General features: G+C 60.9%; 18 protein-coding genes. 2 read left to right on the top strand and 16 right to left on the bottom strand.

Annotated features, from left to right (window positions below; translation table 11 throughout):
- Nucleotides 1–204 precede the first annotated feature (204 nt).
- Nucleotides 205–2010: a lipid A export permease/ATP-binding protein MsbA gene (msbA, locus tag K0H48_RS04235; protein ID WP_056860554.1), complete on the bottom strand. Its 1806-nt coding sequence runs from the start codon at nucleotides 2008–2010 to the stop codon at nucleotides 205–207.
- 159 nt (nucleotides 2011–2169) lie between these two features.
- Here msbA and K0H48_RS04230 point away from each other — a divergent pair, with 159 nt between their 5' ends.
- Complete coding sequence (locus K0H48_RS04230) at nucleotides 2170–4032, top strand: O-antigen ligase family protein (protein ID WP_219266513.1); 1863 nt, start codon at nucleotides 2170–2172, stop codon at nucleotides 4030–4032.
- 159 nt (nucleotides 4033–4191) lie between these two features.
- On the opposite strand, the gene K0H48_RS04225 is transcribed toward K0H48_RS04230, so the two are convergent.
- The 9 genes from K0H48_RS04225 to K0H48_RS04185 all read right to left on the bottom strand — a co-directional run bounded on the left by K0H48_RS04225 (nucleotide 4192) and on the right by K0H48_RS04185 (nucleotide 13246).
- Nucleotides 4192–5076, bottom strand: coding sequence for a glycosyltransferase (locus K0H48_RS04225; RefSeq protein ID WP_219266511.1), 885 nt, complete (start codon nucleotides 5074–5076; stop codon nucleotides 4192–4194).
- Entirely contained in the window at nucleotides 5073–6227 is a 1155-nt protein-coding gene (locus tag K0H48_RS04220; protein WP_219266510.1) for a glycosyltransferase family 4 protein, read from the bottom strand. Before K0H48_RS04220 ends, K0H48_RS04225 begins: the two co-directional genes overlap by 4 nt.
- Nucleotides 6224–7108 carry a DUF6625 family protein gene (locus K0H48_RS04215; protein ID WP_219266508.1) on the bottom strand — a complete coding sequence of 295 codons (885 nt, stop codon included), beginning with the start codon at nucleotides 7106–7108 and terminating at the stop codon, nucleotides 6224–6226. Before K0H48_RS04215 ends, K0H48_RS04220 begins: the two co-directional genes overlap by 4 nt.
- Before the next feature lie 58 nt (nucleotides 7109–7166).
- Entirely contained in the window at nucleotides 7167–8582 is a 1416-nt protein-coding gene (locus K0H48_RS04210) for a PIG-L family deacetylase (protein ID WP_219266506.1), read from the bottom strand.
- Complete coding sequence (locus tag K0H48_RS04205) at nucleotides 8579–9475, bottom strand: antimicrobial resistance protein Mig-14 (RefSeq protein WP_219266505.1); 897 nt, start codon at nucleotides 9473–9475, stop codon at nucleotides 8579–8581. Before K0H48_RS04205 ends, K0H48_RS04210 begins: the two co-directional genes overlap by 4 nt.
- Nucleotides 9475–10605: a glycosyltransferase gene (locus K0H48_RS04200; RefSeq protein WP_219266504.1), complete on the bottom strand. Its 1131-nt coding sequence runs from the start codon at nucleotides 10603–10605 to the stop codon at nucleotides 9475–9477. Before K0H48_RS04200 ends, K0H48_RS04205 begins: the two co-directional genes overlap by 1 nt.
- On the bottom strand, nucleotides 10589–12346 hold the full coding sequence (locus K0H48_RS04195; protein ID WP_219266503.1) for a carbamoyltransferase: 1758 nt from the start codon (nucleotides 12344–12346) through the stop codon (nucleotides 10589–10591). The genes K0H48_RS04200 and K0H48_RS04195 overlap by 17 nt, the downstream gene beginning before the upstream one ends.
- A 141-nt stretch (nucleotides 12347–12487) precedes the next feature.
- Nucleotides 12488–12844 (bottom strand): YceK/YidQ family lipoprotein, encoded by a 357-nt coding sequence (locus K0H48_RS04190; protein WP_219266502.1) that lies wholly within the window; start codon nucleotides 12842–12844, stop codon nucleotides 12488–12490.
- A gap of 69 nt (nucleotides 12845–12913) precedes the next feature.
- Entirely contained in the window at nucleotides 12914–13246 is a 333-nt protein-coding gene (locus tag K0H48_RS04185; RefSeq protein ID WP_219266677.1) for a YceK/YidQ family lipoprotein, read from the bottom strand.
- 172 nt (nucleotides 13247–13418) lie between these two features.
- On the opposite strand from K0H48_RS04185, the gene K0H48_RS04180 reads away from it, so the two are divergent.
- The gene (locus K0H48_RS04180; RefSeq protein ID WP_219266501.1) at nucleotides 13419–15518 is read left to right on the top strand and encodes a TonB-dependent receptor; all 2100 of its coding nucleotides are present in this window, start codon (nucleotides 13419–13421) and stop codon (nucleotides 15516–15518) included.
- A gap of 122 nt (nucleotides 15519–15640) precedes the next feature.
- On the opposite strand, the gene K0H48_RS04175 is transcribed toward K0H48_RS04180, so the two are convergent.
- The 6 genes from K0H48_RS04175 to waaC are packed head-to-tail and all read right to left on the bottom strand — an operon-like array spanning nucleotide 15641 to nucleotide 21554.
- A complete protein-coding gene (locus tag K0H48_RS04175) occupies nucleotides 15641–17083 on the bottom strand; it encodes a lipopolysaccharide kinase InaA family protein (RefSeq protein WP_219266500.1) in 1443 nt (480 codons plus the stop codon).
- Nucleotides 17083–17835 carry a lipopolysaccharide kinase InaA family protein gene (locus K0H48_RS04170; RefSeq protein WP_219266499.1) on the bottom strand — a complete coding sequence of 251 codons (753 nt, stop codon included), beginning with the start codon at nucleotides 17833–17835 and terminating at the stop codon, nucleotides 17083–17085. The genes K0H48_RS04175 and K0H48_RS04170 overlap by 1 nt, the downstream gene beginning before the upstream one ends.
- Entirely contained in the window at nucleotides 17832–18566 is a 735-nt protein-coding gene (locus tag K0H48_RS04165) for a lipopolysaccharide kinase InaA family protein (protein ID WP_219266498.1), read from the bottom strand. Before K0H48_RS04165 ends, K0H48_RS04170 begins: the two co-directional genes overlap by 4 nt.
- Nucleotides 18566–19372: a lipopolysaccharide core heptose(I) kinase RfaP gene (gene rfaP, locus K0H48_RS04160; RefSeq protein WP_200431748.1), complete on the bottom strand. Its 807-nt coding sequence runs from the start codon at nucleotides 19370–19372 to the stop codon at nucleotides 18566–18568. Before rfaP ends, K0H48_RS04165 begins: the two co-directional genes overlap by 1 nt.
- Nucleotides 19369–20493: a glycosyltransferase family 4 protein gene (locus K0H48_RS04155; protein ID WP_219266497.1), complete on the bottom strand. Its 1125-nt coding sequence runs from the start codon at nucleotides 20491–20493 to the stop codon at nucleotides 19369–19371. The genes rfaP and K0H48_RS04155 overlap by 4 nt, the downstream gene beginning before the upstream one ends.
- Entirely contained in the window at nucleotides 20493–21554 is a 1062-nt protein-coding gene (gene waaC, locus K0H48_RS04150; RefSeq protein WP_138817158.1) for a lipopolysaccharide heptosyltransferase I, read from the bottom strand. The genes K0H48_RS04155 and waaC overlap by 1 nt, the downstream gene beginning before the upstream one ends.

The raw sequence follows: 21554 nt of genomic DNA, 5'->3' as shown, positions 1-21554 counted from the left end.
ACAGGGGCGCGATATTAGCACAGGGTTATGGAACGCTTGTGGAGGGTGTGACAGAAGATGAAGGACACAGCAGTGAATCCACTGAGGAACAAATGTGGGAGCGGGCTTGCTCGCGAATGCGCAGTGACAGTCACCGAAGATATCGACTGATCCACCGTATTCGCGGGCAAGCCCGCTCCCACATTAAGCATCCACACCTTTAATTCAGGTGATATCGGCCGGCACGGGGGCATCCAGGCCCATGGCATGCAGGCGGGCGTAGTAGCCGTTCTGTGCCAGCAGCTCGGCGTGGCTGCCACGCTCGACGATCCTGCCGTCGTCCATTACCAGGATCAGGTCGGCCTTCTCGATGGTGGACAGGCGGTGGGCAATCACCAGGGTCGTGCGGCCTTGCATGACCTTGTCCAGAGCCGCCTGAATGTGCCGCTCGGATTCGGTGTCGAGGGCCGAAGTGGCCTCGTCGAGAATCAGCAGCGGCGCGTTCTTCAGCAAGGCCCGGGCAATGGCCAGGCGCTGGCGTTGACCACCTGACAGCAGCACGCCGTTTTCACCCACCTGGGTATCGAAGCCTTTTGGCAACTGATCGATGAAGTCCTTGGCGTAGGCATCCGCCGCCGCCGCTTCAACGTCGGCACGTGGCGCGCCGGCCAGGTCGCCGTAGGCGATGTTGTTGGTCACGGTGTCGCTGAACAGCGTGACATGCTGGGTCACCTGGGCAATGTGCTTGCGCAGGTTAAGCAGCTTGTAGTCCTCGATCTCTACGCCGTCGAGCAGGATTTCGCCGCTTTCGTGGTGGTAGAAACGCGGGATCAGACTGGCCAGTGTGGACTTGCCGCTGCCGGAACGGCCCACCAGGGCGATCATCTGCCCCGGCTCGGCGGTAAAGGTGATGTCTTTGAGCACATGGCGCTCGGTGCCTGGGTAGGTGAAGTTCAGGTTGCGCACTTCCAGGCGACCGCTGACCTTGTCGCGCTCGACGCTGCCGCGGTCGACTTCCTGCTCTTCGTCCAGCTGTTCGAAAATGCTTTCAGCACCGGCCACGCCTTTCTGGATAGTCGAGCTGACTTCCGACAGTTGGCGGATCGGCTTGGGCAATAGCCCGGCCAAGGTGATGTAAGCCACCATGTCACCGGCCGACGCGTCACCGCGAAGGTAGAGCACCAGGAACATCAGCACCGCCATGGCGGTGTAGATCACCAACTGCAGCAACGGGGTGTAGATGGCCCCGGTGCGGGTCATGCGCAGTTGCTTGTCGGTGTTGCCCTGGCTGGCCTTGAAGAAGCGCTTCTCCTCGTAGACTTCACCGCCGAAGCTGCGCACCACGCGATAGCCCTGGATGGTTTCCGAAGCCACGTGCGTCACATCGCCCATGGCCACCTGGATCTTCTTGCTCTGCTTGCGGAATTTCTTGCTGGCCGTGCTGACCATCACCGCAATCAACGGCAGGATGGCGATCATCACCAGCGTCAGGCGCCAGTTCATGAACAGCAGCGAGGCGAACAGGAAGATCACCGTCATGCCTTCGCGGATCACCACCTTGATGGCATCGGTGGCCGCCCCCGTAACCATGGTCACGTTGAAGGTGATGCGCGAAATCAGGTGCCCGGAGTTGTGGTTATCGAAATAGCGGTTGGGCAGCGTCAGCAGGTTGTTGAACAACTGCACGCGCAGGTCGTGGACCAAGCCCAGGGAAACCTTGGCCAGCAAGTAGTTACCCAGAAATGAACCCAGGCCCTGCCAGGCGGCGATCAAAATGATCAGCAACGGCACGGCTTGCAACAATTTCATGTCACGCAGGAAGGGTACGCTGGGGAACAGCACGGCATCAGGATTGGATAGGCCGTCGACGAAGTACTTAAGGATGTACCCCAGCATAGGCTGGGTCGACGCGAAAATCAGAAATCCGACAATACTCAACGCGAACAAGCCGGCATAGGGCTTAACGTACATGAGCAGGCGGAAGTATATTTTCAAGCTCGAAGGGCTTGCGCTCGGACTGGAGTCGGTCATATCACGCGGCGTTTTAAAAAAGGAGGCTGACTTTAGCACAGCTTCTCTGTTGTACTTGCACCCAGCGTGACCCGCAGCCCGGCTGGATCCAACGGGCGACATTATATAGCCACTGCCTTAACATGGTCGGCTTTCTCTATTCTGGAATGGCTTTACTGTATGCACTCCAAGCGCCTTAACTACGGCACAAATCGCGTTTTCGACTTCCTGGTCCTCTGGATTTTGCCCATTGGCTTGTTGTTGCTTCTGAGTTCGCTGTTCTTCGTCAACAACCGCAATGTCATGCACCGCGGCTTCTACATTTTCTTCGCCCTGCCAACCTTGCTCCTGCTGTGCTTGCGCCCAGGGGAACTCAAAGCGTTACTGCGCGAGCCGCTGGTGCTTGCCTTCACCGCGTTTTGCGCATGGGCAATGCTCACGGTGCTCTGGAGCCCGGAACCCACCGGCGACTCCAACCTGTTCAAGATCCCGCTGCAAACGTTCATGCTGTTTGCCGGCTGCGGGCTGCTGCTGCATTACCGCAATGACCTGTTCAAGCCGGTCTTCTTCGGCGCCGCCATGATTGCACTGGTGGTGACGCTGTTAAATCTGGTGGCGTTCGCCAAAGGCTTCGAGCCGAGCATGCGCATGATTGGCGGCTTGGGCGCCCTGGACAACCCACTGCTCAGCTCGCACCTGTTCGGCTTCTTTTGCGTGTATTGGCTGTACCTGTGTGTCACCACCAAACGCCTGCGCGTGCTGTGGCTTAGCGTGCCCGCCCTGATGATCATGACCCTGGCAATTCTGGCCACAGGTTCCAGAACCCCCTTGGTCGCACTGGTTATGGCCGTACTCTGGATGGGCCTGCTGAGCCGCAACCGGCGCTCGGCGCTGATGGTTGCCGCCCTGGTGCTGGCCGCCGCCGGGCTGTTGCTGTTGTACCCGCAACTGATCACCGAGCGCGGCAGCTCATTCCGCTTTGAAATCTGGCGCATTATCCTGGACCGCATCGCGGACCATCCATGGATTGGCCACAGCTACGACTCCGAACTGTACGTAAAGCCTGCCAACTACGATTTCGAGCCTCTTCGCGAACCCCACAGCTTCGCTTTGGGCGTGCTTTATTACATTGGCATCATCGGCTTTATCCCGTGGATGTTCATGCTCGGCCGGGGGTTGTACACCGGCCTCAAAGAGCGCGCCCAGCCGCTGTTTATCCTGACATCCTCGCTGCTGGCCTACGGCATCGGCGCGGGCCTGACCGAAGGCGGTGGCATCCTGTCGCGGCCCAAGGAGCACTGGTTCCTGCTGTGGATTCCCCTCGCACTGATCGCCGGTCTGAGCATCGCCAAGCGGCGCCACAGCCTGCTGCGAGTCGTGGTGAGCACGCCCAAGCCACAGGTTTTCAAAGCCCTGTGCGAAGGCGCGCATATTGTCGAGGAAGACGGCCTGGGGCCTAAGGTCCTGCGCCTGGGCGATGGTAGCTTCCTGAAGCTGTTCAGGGCGCGCCGCTGGTACACCTCGGGCACATTCAATCCGTATTCGGAGCGTTTCGCCAGCAACAGCGAACACCTGCAGGCGCTCGGCATTGCGTCGCCGCTGATCCTTGACCTGTACAGCCTGCGCGACGGCAGCACAGCCGTGCGTTACCAGCCACTGCCGGGGCTGACCTTGCGCCAGGCCTTGCAAAGCCTGGACAGCAGCCTGCGCGAATCCTTGATCGAACGGTTTGGGCGGTTTATGGCTCAACTGCATGAACGCGGCGTCTACTTCCGCTCCCTGCACCTGGGCAATGTATTGCTGCTGGAAGACGGAGAGTTCGGCCTGATCGACGTGGCGGATATGCGCGTCTATCCGTCAGCGCTGCGCAACACGCTGCGCCAGCGCAACCTCAAGCATATGCAACGCTATGCGCAGGATCGCAATTGGTTGTTCGAAGCGCACTTCGAGCAATTGGCCAAGGGCTATGCCTCGGTGGCTTCGCCTCAAGCAACGCTCAAGATCCGCGAGCAGGTACTCACACTCGCGCGCTCGGCGCCCTGAGGTCGTACTCGGCACAAATAGATGTGGGAGCTGGCTTGCCTGCGATGGCGGTGGATCAGCAGCAGATAAGCTGCCTGAACCACCGCCATCGCAGGCAAGCCAGCTCCCACATTTAGATAGCAGTACACCCAGTAGAGGTGTACCGCCCTGCTTTTGGTATCAGTCTTTTTCCAGCGGGGAAAAATACAGGCGGGCCAAGCCGCGCCACGTCTTCTTGTTCCAGGCCCGAAACGGGATCTGCGCCAGCAGCTCTCGCGCCAACGCACGGTTGCGGTTGGAGGTCTTGAGGAACATGGAGCTGAGGAACTTGTAACGCACCTCGTCATACAGCGGGTGATCACTGAACAAAGCGTAGGTGCGCAGGATGTTATCGATCATGAATCGATGATTCTTGTACGAATTGGTCGCGTGCTTGCGATAGCGCGCCATCACCACGTTCAAGCCGTCGATGAAGTACCCGGCGTGGGTGATCTTCAGTTCGATCAGCAAATCTTCCAGGCGGATCTGCGGGTCAAACCCTCCGACCTTTTCCAGCGCTTCACGCCGAATCATCAGCGTAGGCGCCGGCGGGTAAGGTTTGCGCTCCAGGAACATATCGTCGAAATCCAGGCGTCGAAACGGCACATCACGGCGCTGGCGCTTCTCCGGGAACAACTCGCCCTGGGAGTCGATCAGCTCGATATTGCCCGCGCAGATACCCACCTCAGGCTTGCCATCCATATAGGCCACCTGGGTCGCAATGCGCTCGGGCATCATGATGTCGTCCGAACCGAACGGCACGATCAGTGGCCCCTGAGACCGCGCAATCGCGCCATTGAGGGTGTTGGTCAGCCCCTGGTTCTGCTGCACACGAAAGTCGAACTTGTGATGCTCCTGCAGACGGCGGATGCGCTCGACACTGTCGTCAGTCGAGCCATCGTCCACCACCAGCAGTTCGATATTGGGATAGGTCTGGTTCAACACACTGAGGATACTTTCCTCAATGTAGGGAGCATGGTTATACGACGCAATGATCACCGTGACCAAGGGCTGACTCTGGTTCATACATTCTTCCCGGGTGCTTGAGCCAAGCCTGAATCAATCAGCTCCAGGTATTCCTGGCGGAACACCTCAATGTCATGTTGCGCCTGAAGGTACTGGTAGGCCTGCTCGCCTTTTTGTGCGAGTGCCTCGTCAGGCAGCGCCAGGTAAGTGTCCAGCGCCTGGGTCAGTTGTGGCACGTTGGCCGGCTCCACTGCCAGGCCACCGGCACCTTCGATCAACGGCAGCATGGCCGGTACGCTGGAGGCAATCACCGGCAGGCGGCCGCTCATGCCTTCCAGCAATGCCAGGCCCAGGCCTTCTGCGAGCGAAGGCATTGCCCAAATGTCAAAGGCACGCACGTATTGCAGCGCGTTCTCCTTGAAGCCCAACAGGTGTACGCGTCCGCCCAGGCCAAGGCTTTGGATTTGCGTGGCCAGGTTGGCCTCTTCGCGCCCGGCGCCAATGATGGCCAGCTGCGCGGTGGGGTATTTATCTTTCAGCGCCGCAAACGCCTGCAACAAATAGGTGTGGCCTTTGACCGGCACCAGCCGGCCCAAGGCGCCGATCAGCCGTACCGAAGGGTCGATGCCCAGCAACTCGCGCGCGCGCGTGCGTGAGTGCTGCAAGCCTTCGGCCTGCTCGATGTCGATGGCGTTGGTAATCGCGTAGGTATTCTGGTCGGTAAACCCGCACTGGCAATCGAGCAGGTACTGCTTGACCGCCGGCGACACGCCGACAAAGCGCCAGTGCGCATCGATCCAGCGCTGCGCCTGCTTGCGGCGGTAGAGACGGTCATACTCGCCAAAACCGTGGGATATGCCGATGCACAACGGGATCTTCAACCAACGGTTGAGCTGCAACATCATGTTGACCGGCTTGAAGCGGTTGCACACCACCACGTCGAACTGTTCGCGGCGGCAGAACTTATACAGTTGCCACATGGCGCGCAGTCGCAAGCCTTTGAGCGACTTGTCGGAAAACTCGAAGTAGACCGACTTGGCAGCCCGGCTGACTGGTTCCCCAGGTGCGGGCTTGCCACGCAGGAACGCGGCGGTGACCTCGTAGCGCTCGGCAGGCAATGCCTTGACGATTTGCTCGGCCAGGTCGGCGAAGTCATGGGATTTAACATTGTAGTCAGGCTGCAGTTGCAGGACCTTGAAACGCCGACTCATAACTCTCCTCGATGGAAACCTGTGGCATCAATCACCCAGGTTGTTTCAGCCGCCAGCGTCTCGACGTACTCGGCGTCAGGCTCCGGTAGCAACGGCCACTGATTGCGCTTCCAGCAGACAAAATGGAAATACGGAAATTCCCGCTCACCATCCCTGTCATTGGTCAGCCGACCCTTGTTCCAGAACCATTGATGCGGGAAGCGATCACTGCCGTCGTGCCATTTGATCACACCACCGGGCGTACTGAACGCCTCGGTGAACTCACTGCGCCGACGCCATGGGTTGAACTTGCCGACCAACTCGAACAATGGCTTGGGGAAATTCTTGCGCCACAGGAAAATCCTGCTGAAGGCGCCTTCATCCAGCGCATGATGCGCCTGATCGGTAAAACGCGCCTCCCAATCCTTGATCTGCATGAACGCATGCCGCTTCCTGGGGGTGTTACGCATCAGGCACAAATGCCCGGCTACCCGCCGCTCATGGGTTGAAAACAAGTCATAACTGGCCAACCGCTCGGCGGTGAAATACTCGCGCAGGTTGCCGTAGATCAGGTCCAGATCGCCAAACGCCCAGAAATCGTAACCGGTGAGGCGGTCAGCGTGGATATGCCCGAGCGCCGGCTTGATGTCACACAGCTTGTACGGCGCCTGGGGCGCAAAATTGATGTACAGCCGCTGGGAAACCAGCGCGCAGTAATCGGCAAAGGTGATGCTTTCGATACGAACATTGTCCGGCACATTGGCCGGCATCGGGCAGTCGCTGAACAGCAACCAGTCGACGTCGGCGTTGTGGCGGCAGCTTTCGAGAAAAAACGGCATCCAGAATGGCCAGCGGCCAAAGTAAGGAATAATAAAAAGGATGCGGGGGCACGGATTGCTCACGGGGGACTCACTGTCATTTTGTACTGGGGCGCGCTGCGCGCCACCACGTTGCTTAACGTTACTTGTGCTTGATGAACCAAAAGAGTTCATGGCGCCGAATGGCCTTGCGGAAAAACTCGTTCTCACCCCACGGCGAGACGGCCCTGCCCGCCAGCAGACGCTGTATGACCCGCCGCACCCGCCGTTTGAACGGCATCCGCGGCTGCAGGTCATGCATCATGCCCAGCGACATGGCCTTTTCACACTGCCGCTCCTCCGATACCGGCAGACAATATGGTTGCAAAATGTAAGCAGAATCGAAGCATGGCGGCAAAGCGACACTATTGCCCGAATCCCCCATCGGCCAGCGGTCGTTGTCATGCAGGTGGTTGGCGTAGCCGAGCAAGGTGGTCGGCTGCCATTCCAGGCCCTGCAAGGCTTCCAAAACGGCTTGCTGAGCGCAGATATGGTCAGGGTGCGGATCGATCACCGGATGCGGCAACACGATGACCTCAGGTCGCGCCATCAACAGCACGGCACGCAAGTCCGCCAGCAGGTTGTTCCAGGTCGGCTGGCCATCGGCATCGGCGGGCAGCGGGAACGGGTTGAATTGGCGGAACAGGCGGATATCGCTCAACTCGGCTTCCCGCGACGCAATGGCACGCGCAGGCTCGGCTTTCATCGCTGCCAACTGCAGGCAAAAATACCCGAGCTGAACGCAATGCTCCTGCGGCACGCCAGCCCAGCGCGGCACGGCGATACTGTCCCAGGCACGCAGCCGGCCCTTGAGGCGCGCCGCTTCAGGCTTGCCCAGGCCCATGTGCTGATAATGCTCGGCTTCGATCTCACCGGCGGTCAGCGTCACGATCCAGGGCTGTGCTGCCTGGCGGTACAGGCCAAAGGCGGCCAGTTCGGCATCGTCGGCATGCGGCGCAATCACCATTACCCGCTGCTGACGCACATCCGGCTGGCGGAACACCGACAGCACAGGCTCACCCTGTACCCGGCAAAACCGGCCACGCAACAGCAACCGCCCCGCCAGCAAGGCTTGCGCCTGGCCGGTGAGATTGAGGTAGCGCAGGCCGTTGACGCCGCGCTCGAACACTTGGCGGTCACCGCCCGGCAATGCGACATACGGGTCGATAAAACGCCCCAGCAGGTTGCTCTTGAGGCGCAGCGCGAGGATCAAGGTCTCATCACCCGCCAACTCCAGCGCTTGGCCCAGCACCAGCCGGCCCGCATCCAAAGTCACCTTGGGCTGCTCGGTATCGGCGGCAAATTGATACTGATAGTCGTCTTTGGGCGAGTAAAACAGATGGTCGGCAAACCAGGCTTCATGGGCCACCCAAGCCAGTACCGCCAGCAGCAGCGGCAACCACCAGGCCACCAGTACACCCACTGCAATCAGTACCAGCAGGCTGACCAGCAGCCCGATGCGCTTATTGCGGCGATGGCGCTTGAGCAGCGCCTGCTTGCGACTTGTCGAGGCACTCATACCGTGAACACCGGCACGGGGTTGCACCAACGGTCCTTGTACTCGCGGTCCGCGCGGCCGAACGAGAAGCGCAAGGGTTTGTCGACTTCCCGCGCCTGTTCCCAGGCACTTTGCGTATTGAGGAAGCTCAGCACACTACCGGGGCTGAACGCGCGGGTTTCGGGGTCTACACCGCCATTGATGTACTCGACGCTGATCCACTGCGGCGCTTCAACGCGATACACCAATTGCACGGCAATCGGCGCATCGTTAAGAAAAATCACCGAACCGATCAGCCACTCACGCAACAGCTCGATCACCTGCGCCATGTGCGCGGCACCGGTGGCGGCAAAGCCCCAGCGGCGCTGGAACAGGTCGCAGTAGATAGCCGCCAGCTCGGCGCTGGTGAAGTCCTGCACCGGCCGCACCACACCGCCCGCCTCTTCCAGCAGGCGCAATTCGCGGCGCTGGTTGTAGCGAAACTTTTTCGACAACTCTTCGGGAGTACGCGCCATGGCCAACTGTTCGGCCTGAAGCTTGATACCGGTAAAACGGCCTTCATTCAGGCCCGACAGGTAACGCGCGCGATGGCGCAGCGGCGCCTGGGCATCGGTGGCGGCGGGCAGGATCAACTCGGCATTACCGAGGTCGAACAAGCCTTTTTTGCCGTTGCGCTTGAGCACGTCTTTGGACAACGCCAGGTCGCGCCCCCAAGTTGCAATGCTGGCTTTAAGCTCGCCGCCCTGCTCCCAGGCCAGATAGCGCACTGGAATCTCGGCCAGCCCGGCCAGACGCTCGACCACCTGCGGATGGGTGGCGACACTGCCGCCAAAACGCTGCCAGGCGTCGCTGTAGGTCGGCGCGTCAACCACCGACCAACCGCGCTCGCGAAAGCCTTGGAATCGATTGAGCATCAAGCCCTCGCGGTCAGTTCGGTGACAGCAGGCAACTGCCAGAAAGTCTCGCGCACCGCCTGATCCGAAAACTGCTGATGCAGGCGCTCAAGCATCATCTCGGCGCACTGCTGGTGTTGCTGACGGTCCATCGCGGCCAAATGCCGAAGGCCCTGACCCAAGTGATCGGCATCGCCAAACGGAAACAGGATGCCCACGCCTTCAACCACTTCCCGCGCGCCGCCACACGACGTGGCGAGCAGCGGCACGCCGGCGGCCATGGCCTCCAGCAGCACCATGCCGAACGGCTCATGGTCGGAGCTCAGGGCGAAGACGTCGAACGCACGGAAATACCGGCGCGCATCCGGCACCTGGCCGAGGAACAGTACGTGCTCGGCAATGCCCAGCTCGTGCGCCAGCGACTTGAGGTCTTTCTCCAGGCGGCCGGTGCCAAGGATCGCCAACCGGCTCTGCGCCGGCAAATGCGGCAAGGCCAAGGCAAAGCCTTTGAGCAAGGTGGCTTGGTCCTTGTCCGGGTGCAGGCGGCCGACGTTGCCGACTACCCACTCATCCGGCGACAACCCCAAGGCATCGCGCGCCTCATCGGCCGGCACCTGCAACGCTTGCATGGCCTGAACATCGATGCGGTTATACAAGGTCTGAATGCGTGCCGCCGGCCAGGCCGGCAGGCAGCGGCGCATATCGTCACGCACTGCGTCAGACACACCGAGCAGACTCAGGCGCTTGCTGAAAATCGAGGCAAACAGCTTGCGGCTGCGGCGCTGATAATCACCAAACGCGTGATGCACGCCGATCACTGGCAGGCGTGTACCGAGCAAGGCGATGTAGATCGGCTTGAAGCGGTGGGCAATGCATAAGCTGAAGTTGCGCGACGCGGCGATTTTGCGCAGTTCACGGATGGCGCCCAGCTTGAGGCCACGAACGGCCTTGGAGCTGAACTCCATGAACAGCACTTCATCAGAGGCGCAACCGGCGGCGACATCGGGGTCGGCGACCCCGGTGAGGAACACCGTGGTCACCTTGTAGCCTGTGCCTGCGAACAGGCTGGCGTACTGCCGCGCGCAGTCCAGGAACGGCCCGTCATAGCCGTGGCAGAACTGCAGGACGTGGCGTTCAGCCGACCGAGTCATAAGGGTCCACGCCGTCTTTGACGACCAGGATGTCTTCCATGATCAGGTACTGCAGGTCGGAGCCGAAGAACATGTCCAGCGCGTCTTTCGGCGAGCAGATCATCGCTTCGCCACGGCGGTTGAGCGAGGTGTTCAGCGACACGCCGTTGCCGGTCAATACTTCCAGCTCTTTCATCATGTCGTAGTAACGCGGGTTGTATTCGCGCTTGAGCACCTGGGCGCGGGAGGTGCCATCTTCATGGACCACTTCCGGTACGCGGGTTTTCCACTCTTCGGACACTTCAAAGGTGAAGGTCATGAACGGCGCCGGGTGATCGACCTTGATCATCTGTGGGGCCACGGTGTCGAGCATCGACGGGCAGAAAGGCCTCCAGCGCTCACGGAACTTGATCTGGTGGTTGATGCGGTCGGCCACGCCGGTAGCGCTAGGGCAACCGATGATCGAACGACCGCCCAACGCACGCGGGCCGAACTCCATGCGGCCCTGGAACCAGGCCACCGGGTTGCCGTCGACCATGATCTTGGCGATGCGCTTGGGCATGTTTTCGATCTTGCGCCACACCGGCTTGCTTGCGTGCTTGGCGCACGCGGCAATTACGTCTTCGTTGCTGTAGGACGGGCCGAGATAGACGTGCTCCATCTTCTCCACCGGCACGCCACGCGCGTGGGACACATAAGCCGCCGCGCCAACCGCGGTACCGGCATCGCCGGACGCCGGCTGCACGAACAGCTCTTTGACGTCATCGCGGGCAATGATCTTCTGGTTCAGCTTGACGTTCAGCGCGCAACCACCGGCGAACGCCAGCTTGCCGGTGTCCTTGAGGATGTCGCCCAGGTAGTGGTCGATCATCTGCAAGGCCAGTTTCTCGAACAACGCCTGCATGCTGGCCGCGTAGTGGATGTACGGCTCGTCGGCGATGTCGCCTTCGCGCTTGGGACCCAGCCACTCGATCAGTTTTGGTGAGAAGTAGAAACCCTTGCCCTTCTCTTTATAACGACGCAGGCCGATGACGTTGGCGTAGTCGGTGTTGATCACCAACTCGCCGTTTTCAAACGAGGCCAGGCGCGAGAAATCGTATTTGCTGGCGTCGCCATACGGCGCCATGCCCATGACCTTGAACTCGCCATCGAGCATCTCGAAACCGAGGAACTCGGTGATCGCGCCGTACAGGCCACCCAGGGAGTCCGGGTCGTAGAATTCCTTGATCTTGTGGATCTTGCCGTTTTCGCCGTAGCCGAAGAACGTGGTGGCGTACTCACCTTTGCCGTCGATGCCCAGGATCGCGGTTTTTTCCTGGAAACCCGAGCAGTGGTAAGCGCTGGAGGCGTGGGCCAGGTGGTGTTCAACCGGTTCGATCTTGATTTTCTTCGGATCGAAGCCCAGTTGCTCCAGGCACCAGACGATCTTGTTGCGGTAGCGCTTGTAGCGACGGTTGCCCATCAGGATCGCGTCAAGGGCGCGGTCCGGGGCGTACCAGTAACGCTTGGCGTAGTGCCAGCGCGCCTCGCCGAACAGGCTGATCGGGGCGAACGGGATCGCCACCACGTCAACGTCGGAAGGCTTGATGCCGGCTTGTTCCAGGCAGAACTTCGCCGATTCGTAGGGCATGCGGTTCTTTGCATGTTTGTCGCGTACGAAGCGCTCTTCTTCGGCGGCCGCGATCAGCTTGCCGTCGATATACAGGGCTGCGGAAGGATCATGGCTAAGGGCGCCGGACAGGCCAAGAATCGTCAATGCCACTGGGGTCTAGCCTCTTTTAGTCTGCATGCAGGCGGGTTGCGCCTGAAAAAAGTGTGCCTCCCGCCTGAGCGAGAAACAGCTAAAGGGCGGGATTATAACTTAAAAGCAGTGGGAAGCTGTTAGCGGCAACCGGCAAGCGGGTTACTGGTAGATCTCGATGCTGCCGTCTTGGCTTTGGCGGTAGACGGTGTAAGGCAGCACCAGCGTGTCCGCCAAGCCCGAGGCGATTGCCTCGATGGCAATGATGGGGAAGATACTGCTTTCGCGCTGCCCAAAGGTTGGGTCCTCTGCGCTCTTTTCGGGTTTGGGCTCGCTGTTCAAATAACAAAACCCGTACATCACACCGCTGTAGATACGCGGCACACTGCCACAGTGGCTGCGCGAATCCTTGAGGCTCTTGCTGGCCACAGCGTCGGGGCGGAATACGGTATTGATCGTTCCACAGCCGGTAATCGACACGAGCGTTAGCACCAGCAGGGCTTTAGAACCACGATTCACGGACTGCTCCTTTTGTCTTGAACGGCGAAACGCGGCCACGGCCGACGCTCGTATACCAACCCCCGTTCACTAGCTGTCGGGGCGCCAATAGATACTGATATTGCCATCGGCCGCTTGCCGATAAATCGTATAGGGCAAAATCACAGTATCAGCAACGCCGGAAACCGCAAAGTCTAGCAGCACCACGGGTATCAGTATCCCAGTGGGGTCCGGCGCCGCATGCAGCGCACAAAAATCAAAGGCCACCCCGCTGTAAACGCGGGGTATGGATTGGCAATACGTTTTTATCAGCCTGAGTTCACGGGCGGTATCGCCGTCCTTGCGGACAACGCTGTTAACGGTTCCACAACCGTTCAATATCAGTACGGCAATACCCAGCGCAGCCGTGATTTTTACTGCCATAGCCCTGCCCTCGCAAACGATGAGCCACGCTATCACCGCGCTATCGGATTCCCCACCCTGGCACGTCGCCAAACCACGTACGAAAAATCCGAAATGGTAAAACCTCAGCATTTCACTAAACTCGCGCCCTTTTGCGCGTTTACCTTCTATGCGCCACAGATCCCGGCTGACCATGAAAACCTTCACCCGCATGACCTTGTTGCTGCCCGGCCTGCTCGCCCTGAGCAATGCCGCCCTGGCCGATGACGCCCCACTGGTCCTCGACCCCAGCGTGGTCACCGGCTCGCGCAGCGCCAGCCCGACGTTCGACTTGCCCTATTCAGTCGACAGCATCAGCCATGAGCAAATCAGCGACGGCCAACTCGGCATCAACGCCTCCGAAGCCCTGTCCCGCGTACCGGGCCTGGTGGTACAGAACCGCCAGAACTATGCCCAGGACCTGCAGATTTCCTCGCGCGGCTTCGGCGCGCGCTCGGCGTTTGGCGTGCGCGGCCTCAAGTTGATCGCCGACGGCATCCCGGCCAGCACCCCGGACGGCCAGGGCCAGGCGGCCACCTTCAACCTCGACACTGCCGAGCGCATTGAAGTGCTGCGCGGCCCGGCCGCCACCTTGTATGGCAGCAACGCCGGCGGCGTGATCCAGATGTTTTCCCGCGACGGCGAAGGCCCGCCACGCATCGGCGCCGAAACCCTGGTGGGCAGCGACGGCATGAACAAAAACCACCTCACCGCCGAAGGCGCGGCGAACGGCGCAGGTTTTGTGCTCGACGCTTCGCGTATGGACACCAATGGTTATCGCGACCACAGCAGCGCACGGCGCGACCAGACCTTTGCCAAGCTCAACTTGCAGCCGGATGACGACAGCAAGTTAGCGCTGATCTACAGCAGCCTGGAGCAGAACGGCACGCAGGATCCTTTGGGGCAGACCTGGGAAGCCTACAAAGCCGATCCACGCTCGGTAGCGCCGGCTGCGTTGCAGTACAACACGCGAAAAAGCATCGATCATCAGCAACTGGGCATGAATTACGAGCGCTACATCGGCGATGCGACGCTACAGGTGAATGCATACACCGGGCGCAGGAGCGTGATTCAGTACCTGTCGATTCCGGCCACATTCGCCAGTGGCGCGCCCAACCCCGCAAACGCTCGCGGCGGCGTAGTCGCGTTCGACCGTAAGTTCTACGGCGGCTCGGTCCACTGGCTGCAACCCATCACCAGCGCCCCCGGCGAGTTGACCCTGATCACCGGCCTCGATTACGACCGCAGCCAGGATGACCGCCAAGGCTATTCCAACACCCTGGACGGCGTACACGGCGTCAAAGGCGCCCTGGGCCGCGACGAAATCGACACCGCCACCAGCCTCGACCCGTTCGTGCAAGCCAATTGGCTGCTGGGCGACTGGACGCTACAGGCCGGCCTGCGCCACAGCAGCATGAAGATGGACGTGGACGACCACTTCACCAGCGACGGCAATGACAGCGGCAGCAAGACCTACCAGAAGAACACGCCTTCGGTCAGCGTGATGTACGCCTTCACGCCGGACCTGCATGGCTATGTGAGCGCGGGCAAAGGCTTCGAAACCCCGACCCAGGCCGAGTCGGCCTATTCGAGCACTGCCAACGGCTTTAACTTTGCGCTCAAGCCGTCGGTCAGCAAGCAGTATGAAATCGGCCTGAAAGCCAAGCTTGGCCAGGACACGCGCCTAAACGCTGCGCTATTCCAGATCACCACTGACGACGAGTTGGTCGTGCAGCAATCCAGTGGTGGTCGCACCACCTACCAGAACGCCGGCAAAACCCTGCGCCGAGGTTTCGAGCTGGGCCTGGAAAGCCAGCTCAGCGAACAGTGGAGCACCACCCTCGCCTACACCCGCCTGCAAGCGACCTACGACAGCGACTTTACCAACAGTGGCAAGGCTATCGAGAAGGGCAACTACCTGCCCGGCGTACCGCAAACCACGCTCTTCGCCGAGCTGAACTGGAAGCCCCGCGACTGGGTCAGCACCGCCCTCGAAGGCCTGTACCGCAGCAAGGTCTACGTCGAAGACACCAACCAGCAACGCGCCGCGCCGGGCTACAGCGTGTTCAACTGGCGGGCACGCTTCGAACAGAAGGTGGAGCACTGGACCTTTCACCAGACGGTGCGCCTGGATAACTTGCTGGATCGCCAGTATGTCGGTTCGGTAATTGTTGGGGACGGCAACTTCCGCTACTACGAAGCGGCGCCGGGAAGGTCGTGGTATGCCGGGGCTGGGGCTGAATATCAGTTCTGATGATCGTTCCCACGCTCCGCGTGGGAATGCATCCCGTGACGCTCCGCGTCACCTCGCACGGGGCTTGAGGAGCGGGACGCAGAGCGTCCGGGGCGGCATTCCCACGCAGAGCGTGGGAATGATCATTGCACCTGCTTGGGCAAACGCGCATCGATCAGTTGGTACAGCGCACTGCTCTCAGGCCAGTTACGCATAAACCGCGCGCGGTCCTTGGCGAACGCCGGCGCGAAGCTCGCGACCGAGCTGTGCTGACACATGGCGTCAAGGTCGATCAACGCCCAGCGATCCTCGGCCCAGAACAGGTTATGGCCCTTGAAATCACCATGGCTGATGCGCTCGCGGATCAGCTCGGCGAACAAATGGTCCAGGGCCAGCAATTCATGCTCGGGCGCATCGCCCTGCTCAACATAGGGCGCAAACCGCTCGATGATGTCCGGCCCCGGCAGGTATTCAGTCACCAGGTAAGCGCGGCTGCGCAGCCACAAAAAGCGATTTTCCAGCACGGCCAGCGGCTTGGGCGTGGCGATGCCAAGGAATGCCAGACGGTTGCCCTCGCGCCACGAATGCCAGGCCCGGCTGGGGCGCCAGAAGCGCTTGAGCCAATGGGCAAACCCCTTGATGTTATAGCGCTTGATCACCAGCGGCCGACCGCCCGCTTCGACCTTGGCAACCGTGGCTGCACCACCGGTCTTGTACACATGGCCCTGGTCGAGCAACACGTCTGCCTGCTCCAGCACCGGCAGCATCGCCGCCTCTTCCTCGCGGCGAATCGCACGCAAGGCAAAGGCGCCACGCACCACGCTGAACAGCGTGCATTCACGGCCGACCTTGTTCAAAAAGTCCTTCAAGCGCCAGGCACTGACCTTGCGCACCTGTTTTTCCAGGGCCTGCAGCGGCAAGGCGTGCTCGCCGTTGCTCAGCAGGTAGTACACCAGCAATTCTTCGGTGAACGGCTCGAGGTTTTTCGGCAGCTGGGCGAAGAACACGCCAAGGTTTTCCAGCACCCGGTTGCGCGACAGCGGCTTGCCCGCCGCTTCAACTCGAATCCCGGCGCCGTCGATCAGGTACAGCTTGCCGTCCTGGCGCAGCAGGTTGTCCAGGTGCAGGTCTTCCTGCCACAAGCCTTTAGCGTGCATCTGCGCAATAGCTCCCAACGCCTCGGCGAGTACAGCGGTTTGTTCGTCCGCCAATGGCGGCAAACCTTCGACCGCCTGCCAGGCATCGGCAAGGCTTTCGGCACCTTCGATAAAGTCAAACAACAGCCAGCCGCCCTCGCCTTCCTGCAAACCATCGGCCAGCAACTGTGGCGTGGTCAGGCCCTGTTCGGCCAGCAGGCGCACGCCGCTGAGTTCGCGCTGAAAATGCCGCGCGGCCTTGCTGCCCACCAGCAATTTGGCCAACACCGGGCGACCGCTCCAGACGGCGGCGCCCACGTAGCGTTCGCCCGGCAACACGCGCAACAGTTTAATAAGTTGCAACTGGCCGGTGCCTGCGGCGTCGGCCAACTCGATGGTCAGCGGCAGCTCGGGCGTGCGGCCGGCCTTTTTCAGCTCGGACAAGCGCATCAGCGCTTCTCCTTGTGGCTGCGCCGGGCCGTCAGGCGCTCGAACCAGGCGCCCACCAGCGTGCTGTCTTCAGGCTGATCCAGATACGCCGCCAGCAGTTGCCGCACTTGCGCATCCGACCACTGCGGCGCACGGCGCAGCAATGGCTCCAGGTCCTTGACCCGATCACGCCGGCCGAACAACAGCGGGCGGGTTTTCTCCAGGTCGATCAACTGCGCGGCATAACCCTCTCCGAGCGGTTGCAGAAAAATATGCTTGGGGTAAAAACAGCCATGCACCTGACCCACGCTGTGCAGGTGGCGCGCCAGCTGACCGCAAGCCAGCAGGATCGCACGGTGCTGGGCGTCACTCAGTTGCGGCCATTGCTCGAGCAATGAGTCCAGGTCATTCCAGCCGTCCAGGGCTCGGGTCAGCAGCATCGCGCGATGCTCGCCGGCCACCTTGCGCTCACCGAAAAACGCCGCCTGCAACGCCGGAATACCCAGCTTCCGGTAGCGGCTGATATTGCGGAACTCGCGGGCAAACGTCGGCTCGCCAAACGGTTTGGTGAGCGTACGCGTCAGGTAGTTGCTCTGACGCTTGAGGTAGTAACCCTGGCCCTCAAGCTCCAGGCGAAACACGCTGCTCCAGCCGCCGTCGCTGGTATTGGGTTCATCCACCGCGTCCAGTTGCCTGGCCCACAGCGCATCGAAGTCAGCCAGGCCGTGGCGCGCAAGCAATGCGCGATCATCGGCCGCCAGGAAATCAGTCATTCGCGCCCCTCGAAAAACTTCACCACATGGCGGATTCGCTGTTTGTCCGAAGCCGTCAGGTGTGTGCGTTGGCGGTATTGCATGTAGAAACGCAGGCGCTGGGTGGCCGACAAGTGATACTTGGCAACCTTGTCCAGACAGGCCAGGTCCTTGGTAATACGGTACTTGAGCCAGAAACCGCGCCAGAAATCGCCGTTGGGGCAATCGATCAGGTACAGGGTGCGGTTATCGTCAACCAGCAGGTTGCGCCACTTCAAGTCGTTATGGGTGAAACGGTGTTCGTGCATCGTGCGCGTATATTCGGCCAGTTGACGGCTGATCACGCTGACCCACTGCGGGTCTTTCAAGCACGGATCGTTACGATCGGCCAGCACCGACAAATCTTCGGTCTTGGGCAGCTCGCGGGTGATCATCGCCCCACGCGCATAAGCCAGCCCCTTGCGTTCCAGGCCCCAGGCCACCACGTCGGCGGTGGGAATCCCCCACTTGGCGAAGCGCTTGAGGTTCTGCCACTCGGACTTCACCCGAGGTTTGCCCAGGTAGCGGCGCAAGCCCTTGCCGGCACCGACATAGCGCTTGACGTAGTAATTGACCCCGCCACGCTCCACCCGAATCACTTCCGACAAGGGGTCGCGCGTCAGTCGCTCACCCTGCAAGGCAAACACCGCCTCCAGGCTGCCAAAATCATCCGCCAGGGCGGCGTAAGCAGGTTCCAGGTTCCAACCCGCCATCAGATCGCATCCCCCAAGCGTTGCTTGCGCGCATACAGCTTGTCGGCCTTGCGCTGCAACAGGCTCAGGGACGCCGACTGCTCGGCCAGGATCTGGCGCAGCGGCTGGCGGAAGTAGCCTTTGAGGAAGCGCAATTTGTCGCGCTGAGTCAGGCCGATGTCCAGCGCCGAGTAGTACAGCGCGGACAAGTCCTTGTCGCGCCAGCGCAGCGGCAGATGGGCACGCAATTGCGCACGGTGCAGGTCGATCACCGAGAGTTTGATGGTGCGCGCATCGATCGGCTGGGCCGTGTCCAGCAGGAAGTGGCACAGGTAGCAGTCGCGGTGATTGACGCCGCCACGGTGCATGTCGCCGACCATGCGCGCCAGTTCGGCGGTGAGCGCATGGCGCAATGCCGGTGCCGGCGGCTCGGCCACCCAGTTGACGGTCAGGTCTTCCAGGCTGATGGTCGGGGCCAGTTCTTCGGTGATGATGAACGAGTGCTGGTCCGCCGGGTTGCTGCCTTTTTCACCGAAAGCCACGCCGGTCATGGTCGGCACACCCAGTTCCTGCAGACGGTGGATGGCCGACCATTCCAGGCCGGCACCGAGCACCGGCAACTTGGCGGTGATCAGGTTCTTGAAGATCTCGCCCCAACCGATGCCACGGTGGATTTTCACGAAATACGGGCGGCCCTCCACCTCGGTACGCAAGGTGCGACGCGCCGCCAGTTCACGAAATACCTGGCCTTGCAGTTTCTCGACTTCGGCAAAGGCATCACGCCCGGCCCATAACGTCTTGAACGGTTCGGCAAGAATCAACTTCATCGTTTCGGCTCCGCCAGAATCACATCTGCCGCGTGCTGCGGCATGCTGTAGAGGTCGGCCGTCTCGGCGAAGGCCAACCCATTGCGGCCCCAGGCCGCGCGCTGTGCAGTGTCGGTAAGCATTCGGGACAGGTACTGGTTGAGCTGCGCTTGTTCAAACGGCTCATCCAGCACCAACCCGCTGTCGGCTTCAGCAATGTAGTGGGCATACCCACACACCGCCGAGACCAGCACCGGCAACCCGGCCACCAGGGCTTCGAGCAACACGGTACCGGTGTTTTCGTTGTACGCCGGGTGAATCAACAGATCGGCACCCAGCAGGAAACGCGGGATATCGCTGCGGCCCTTGAGGAACTGCACGTTATCGCCCAGCCCCAACGTGGCGCTCTGCAATTGGAATACTTTGGGGTCGTCCTGGCCAATTACAAACAGGCGCGTGCGTTTTTTAAGCTCGGCCGGTAGCGCGGCCACGGCCTTGAGGCTGCGGTCGACGCCCTTGGTCTTGAAGCCGGAACCGATTTGCACCAGCAGCAACTCGTCGTCGCGCAGGTTGAATTCCTTGCGGAAACCTTCGCGGATTTCAGCCGCATTCGGCGGCGCGCGACGGTCCTGGGCAATGCCCGGCGGCAACAAGTGAAAGCGCTCCAGCGGCGTGTTGTAATGCTTGATGAACAGCGGTTGCTGCACTTCGGAAATCATCAACACTTCGGTCTTGGCGTCCTTGGCGAACACCGCACGCTCGTACTCGGCAAAGTGCTTGTAACGGCCAAAGCTTTTGTACAGCGAGTGGCGCAGGTTTTGCGCCTTGTCTTCAAAGCAGCCGTCGGCGGCGTAGTACACATCCAGGCCGGGCATTTTGTTGAAGCCGATCAAACGGTCCACCGGACGCTTGGCCAGGTCGGCTTCCATCCAGGCCAACAGCTTCTCGTTGCGCCGATGGTTGAAGAACGCCTTGACCGGCGCCACCAGCACTTCAAAGCCGGGCGGAATGTCGCCTTCCCAGATCAGCGTGTAGACCCGAATCGTATGGCCGCGCTGCTGGCACTCCAGGGCGATGCGCATGAAGTCGCGCTGCAGGCCACCGAAGGGGAAATATTTGTACAAAACAAAAGCCAGTTGCATCAGTGCAGCTCCTCAGCCAATAACAACGTGCTCAGTCGGCTTGCCACACGCTCAGGGTTCAAGCGCGTGAAGCACAGGGGCGACTCGCGCTTGATGTCGAACCGACGCAGGTCGTCGGCCGTCGGTTGATAGGTACAGGTTTTTTGCAGGCACGGCGCGCACGGGAAGTCGCTGGCCAAGTGAATCTGGCCCTTGCCGTAGGCGCCGGTCAGGCCCGGGTTGGTGGGACCGAACAGGGAGATGGTCGGCACGTCCAACGCGGCGGCCAAATGCCCCAGGCCCGTGTCCACCGCCACACAGGCGCGGGCACCGGCCAGCACCCGGGCGACGCCAGCCAGGTTGAGTTTGGGCAGCACTTCGGCGTTTTGCAGGCCTTGGGCCAAACGCTCGGCGCGGGCCTTTTCGGCGGCATTACCCCATGGCAATTTCACGTCCACGCCCAGGCGGCCCATGCGCTCGGCCAGCTCACGCCAGTAGGCTTCGGGCCAGTGCTTGGTGTCCCAGGTGGTGCCGTGCAGCAGCAGTACAAAGGGTTTTTTTGGCGGCAGGCCAAGCAACTTGTCGACACTGAGGCCGTAGTCGCCCAGGCCTTTGGGCAAGTCATAACCCAGCGCCACGGCGAACAGCTGGCGCAAGCGTTCTACCGCATGCTGCCCACGGGCCACGGCCAGGCGGCGCGAGTAGAAACGCGCAGCCATCGGTTCACGAGCAGAATTTTTATCGAAACCGGCCACCGGCGCGCGTACATAACGCGTCAGCCAGGCGCTTTTGAGCAGCCCTTGGGCATCGATCACCAAATCGTATTTGGTCGACTGCACGCTCTGCTTGAAGCGCCGCCATTCACCGCTCTTGATGGTTTGCCAGATGTTCTTGCGCCAGCGACGAATCGCCACAGGGATCACTTTGTCCACGGCCGGGTGCCAGGTGGGAATCTCGGCAAAGCCTTCTTCCACCACCCAGTCAAAGCGGATGCCAGGGATCGCCCGCGCCGCGTCGGTCAATGCCGGCAAGGCGTGGATCACATCGCCCAGGGATGAGGTCTTGACTACCAATACGCGCAA

It is taken from the genome of Pseudomonas sp. Xaverov 259 (genome assembly GCF_019352915.1).
Classification (GTDB): Bacteria; Pseudomonadota; Gammaproteobacteria; order Pseudomonadales; family Pseudomonadaceae; genus Aquipseudomonas.
Note: the sequence above shows the minus strand (reverse complement) of the source record. Positions and strands in the feature narration are given on the sequence as shown.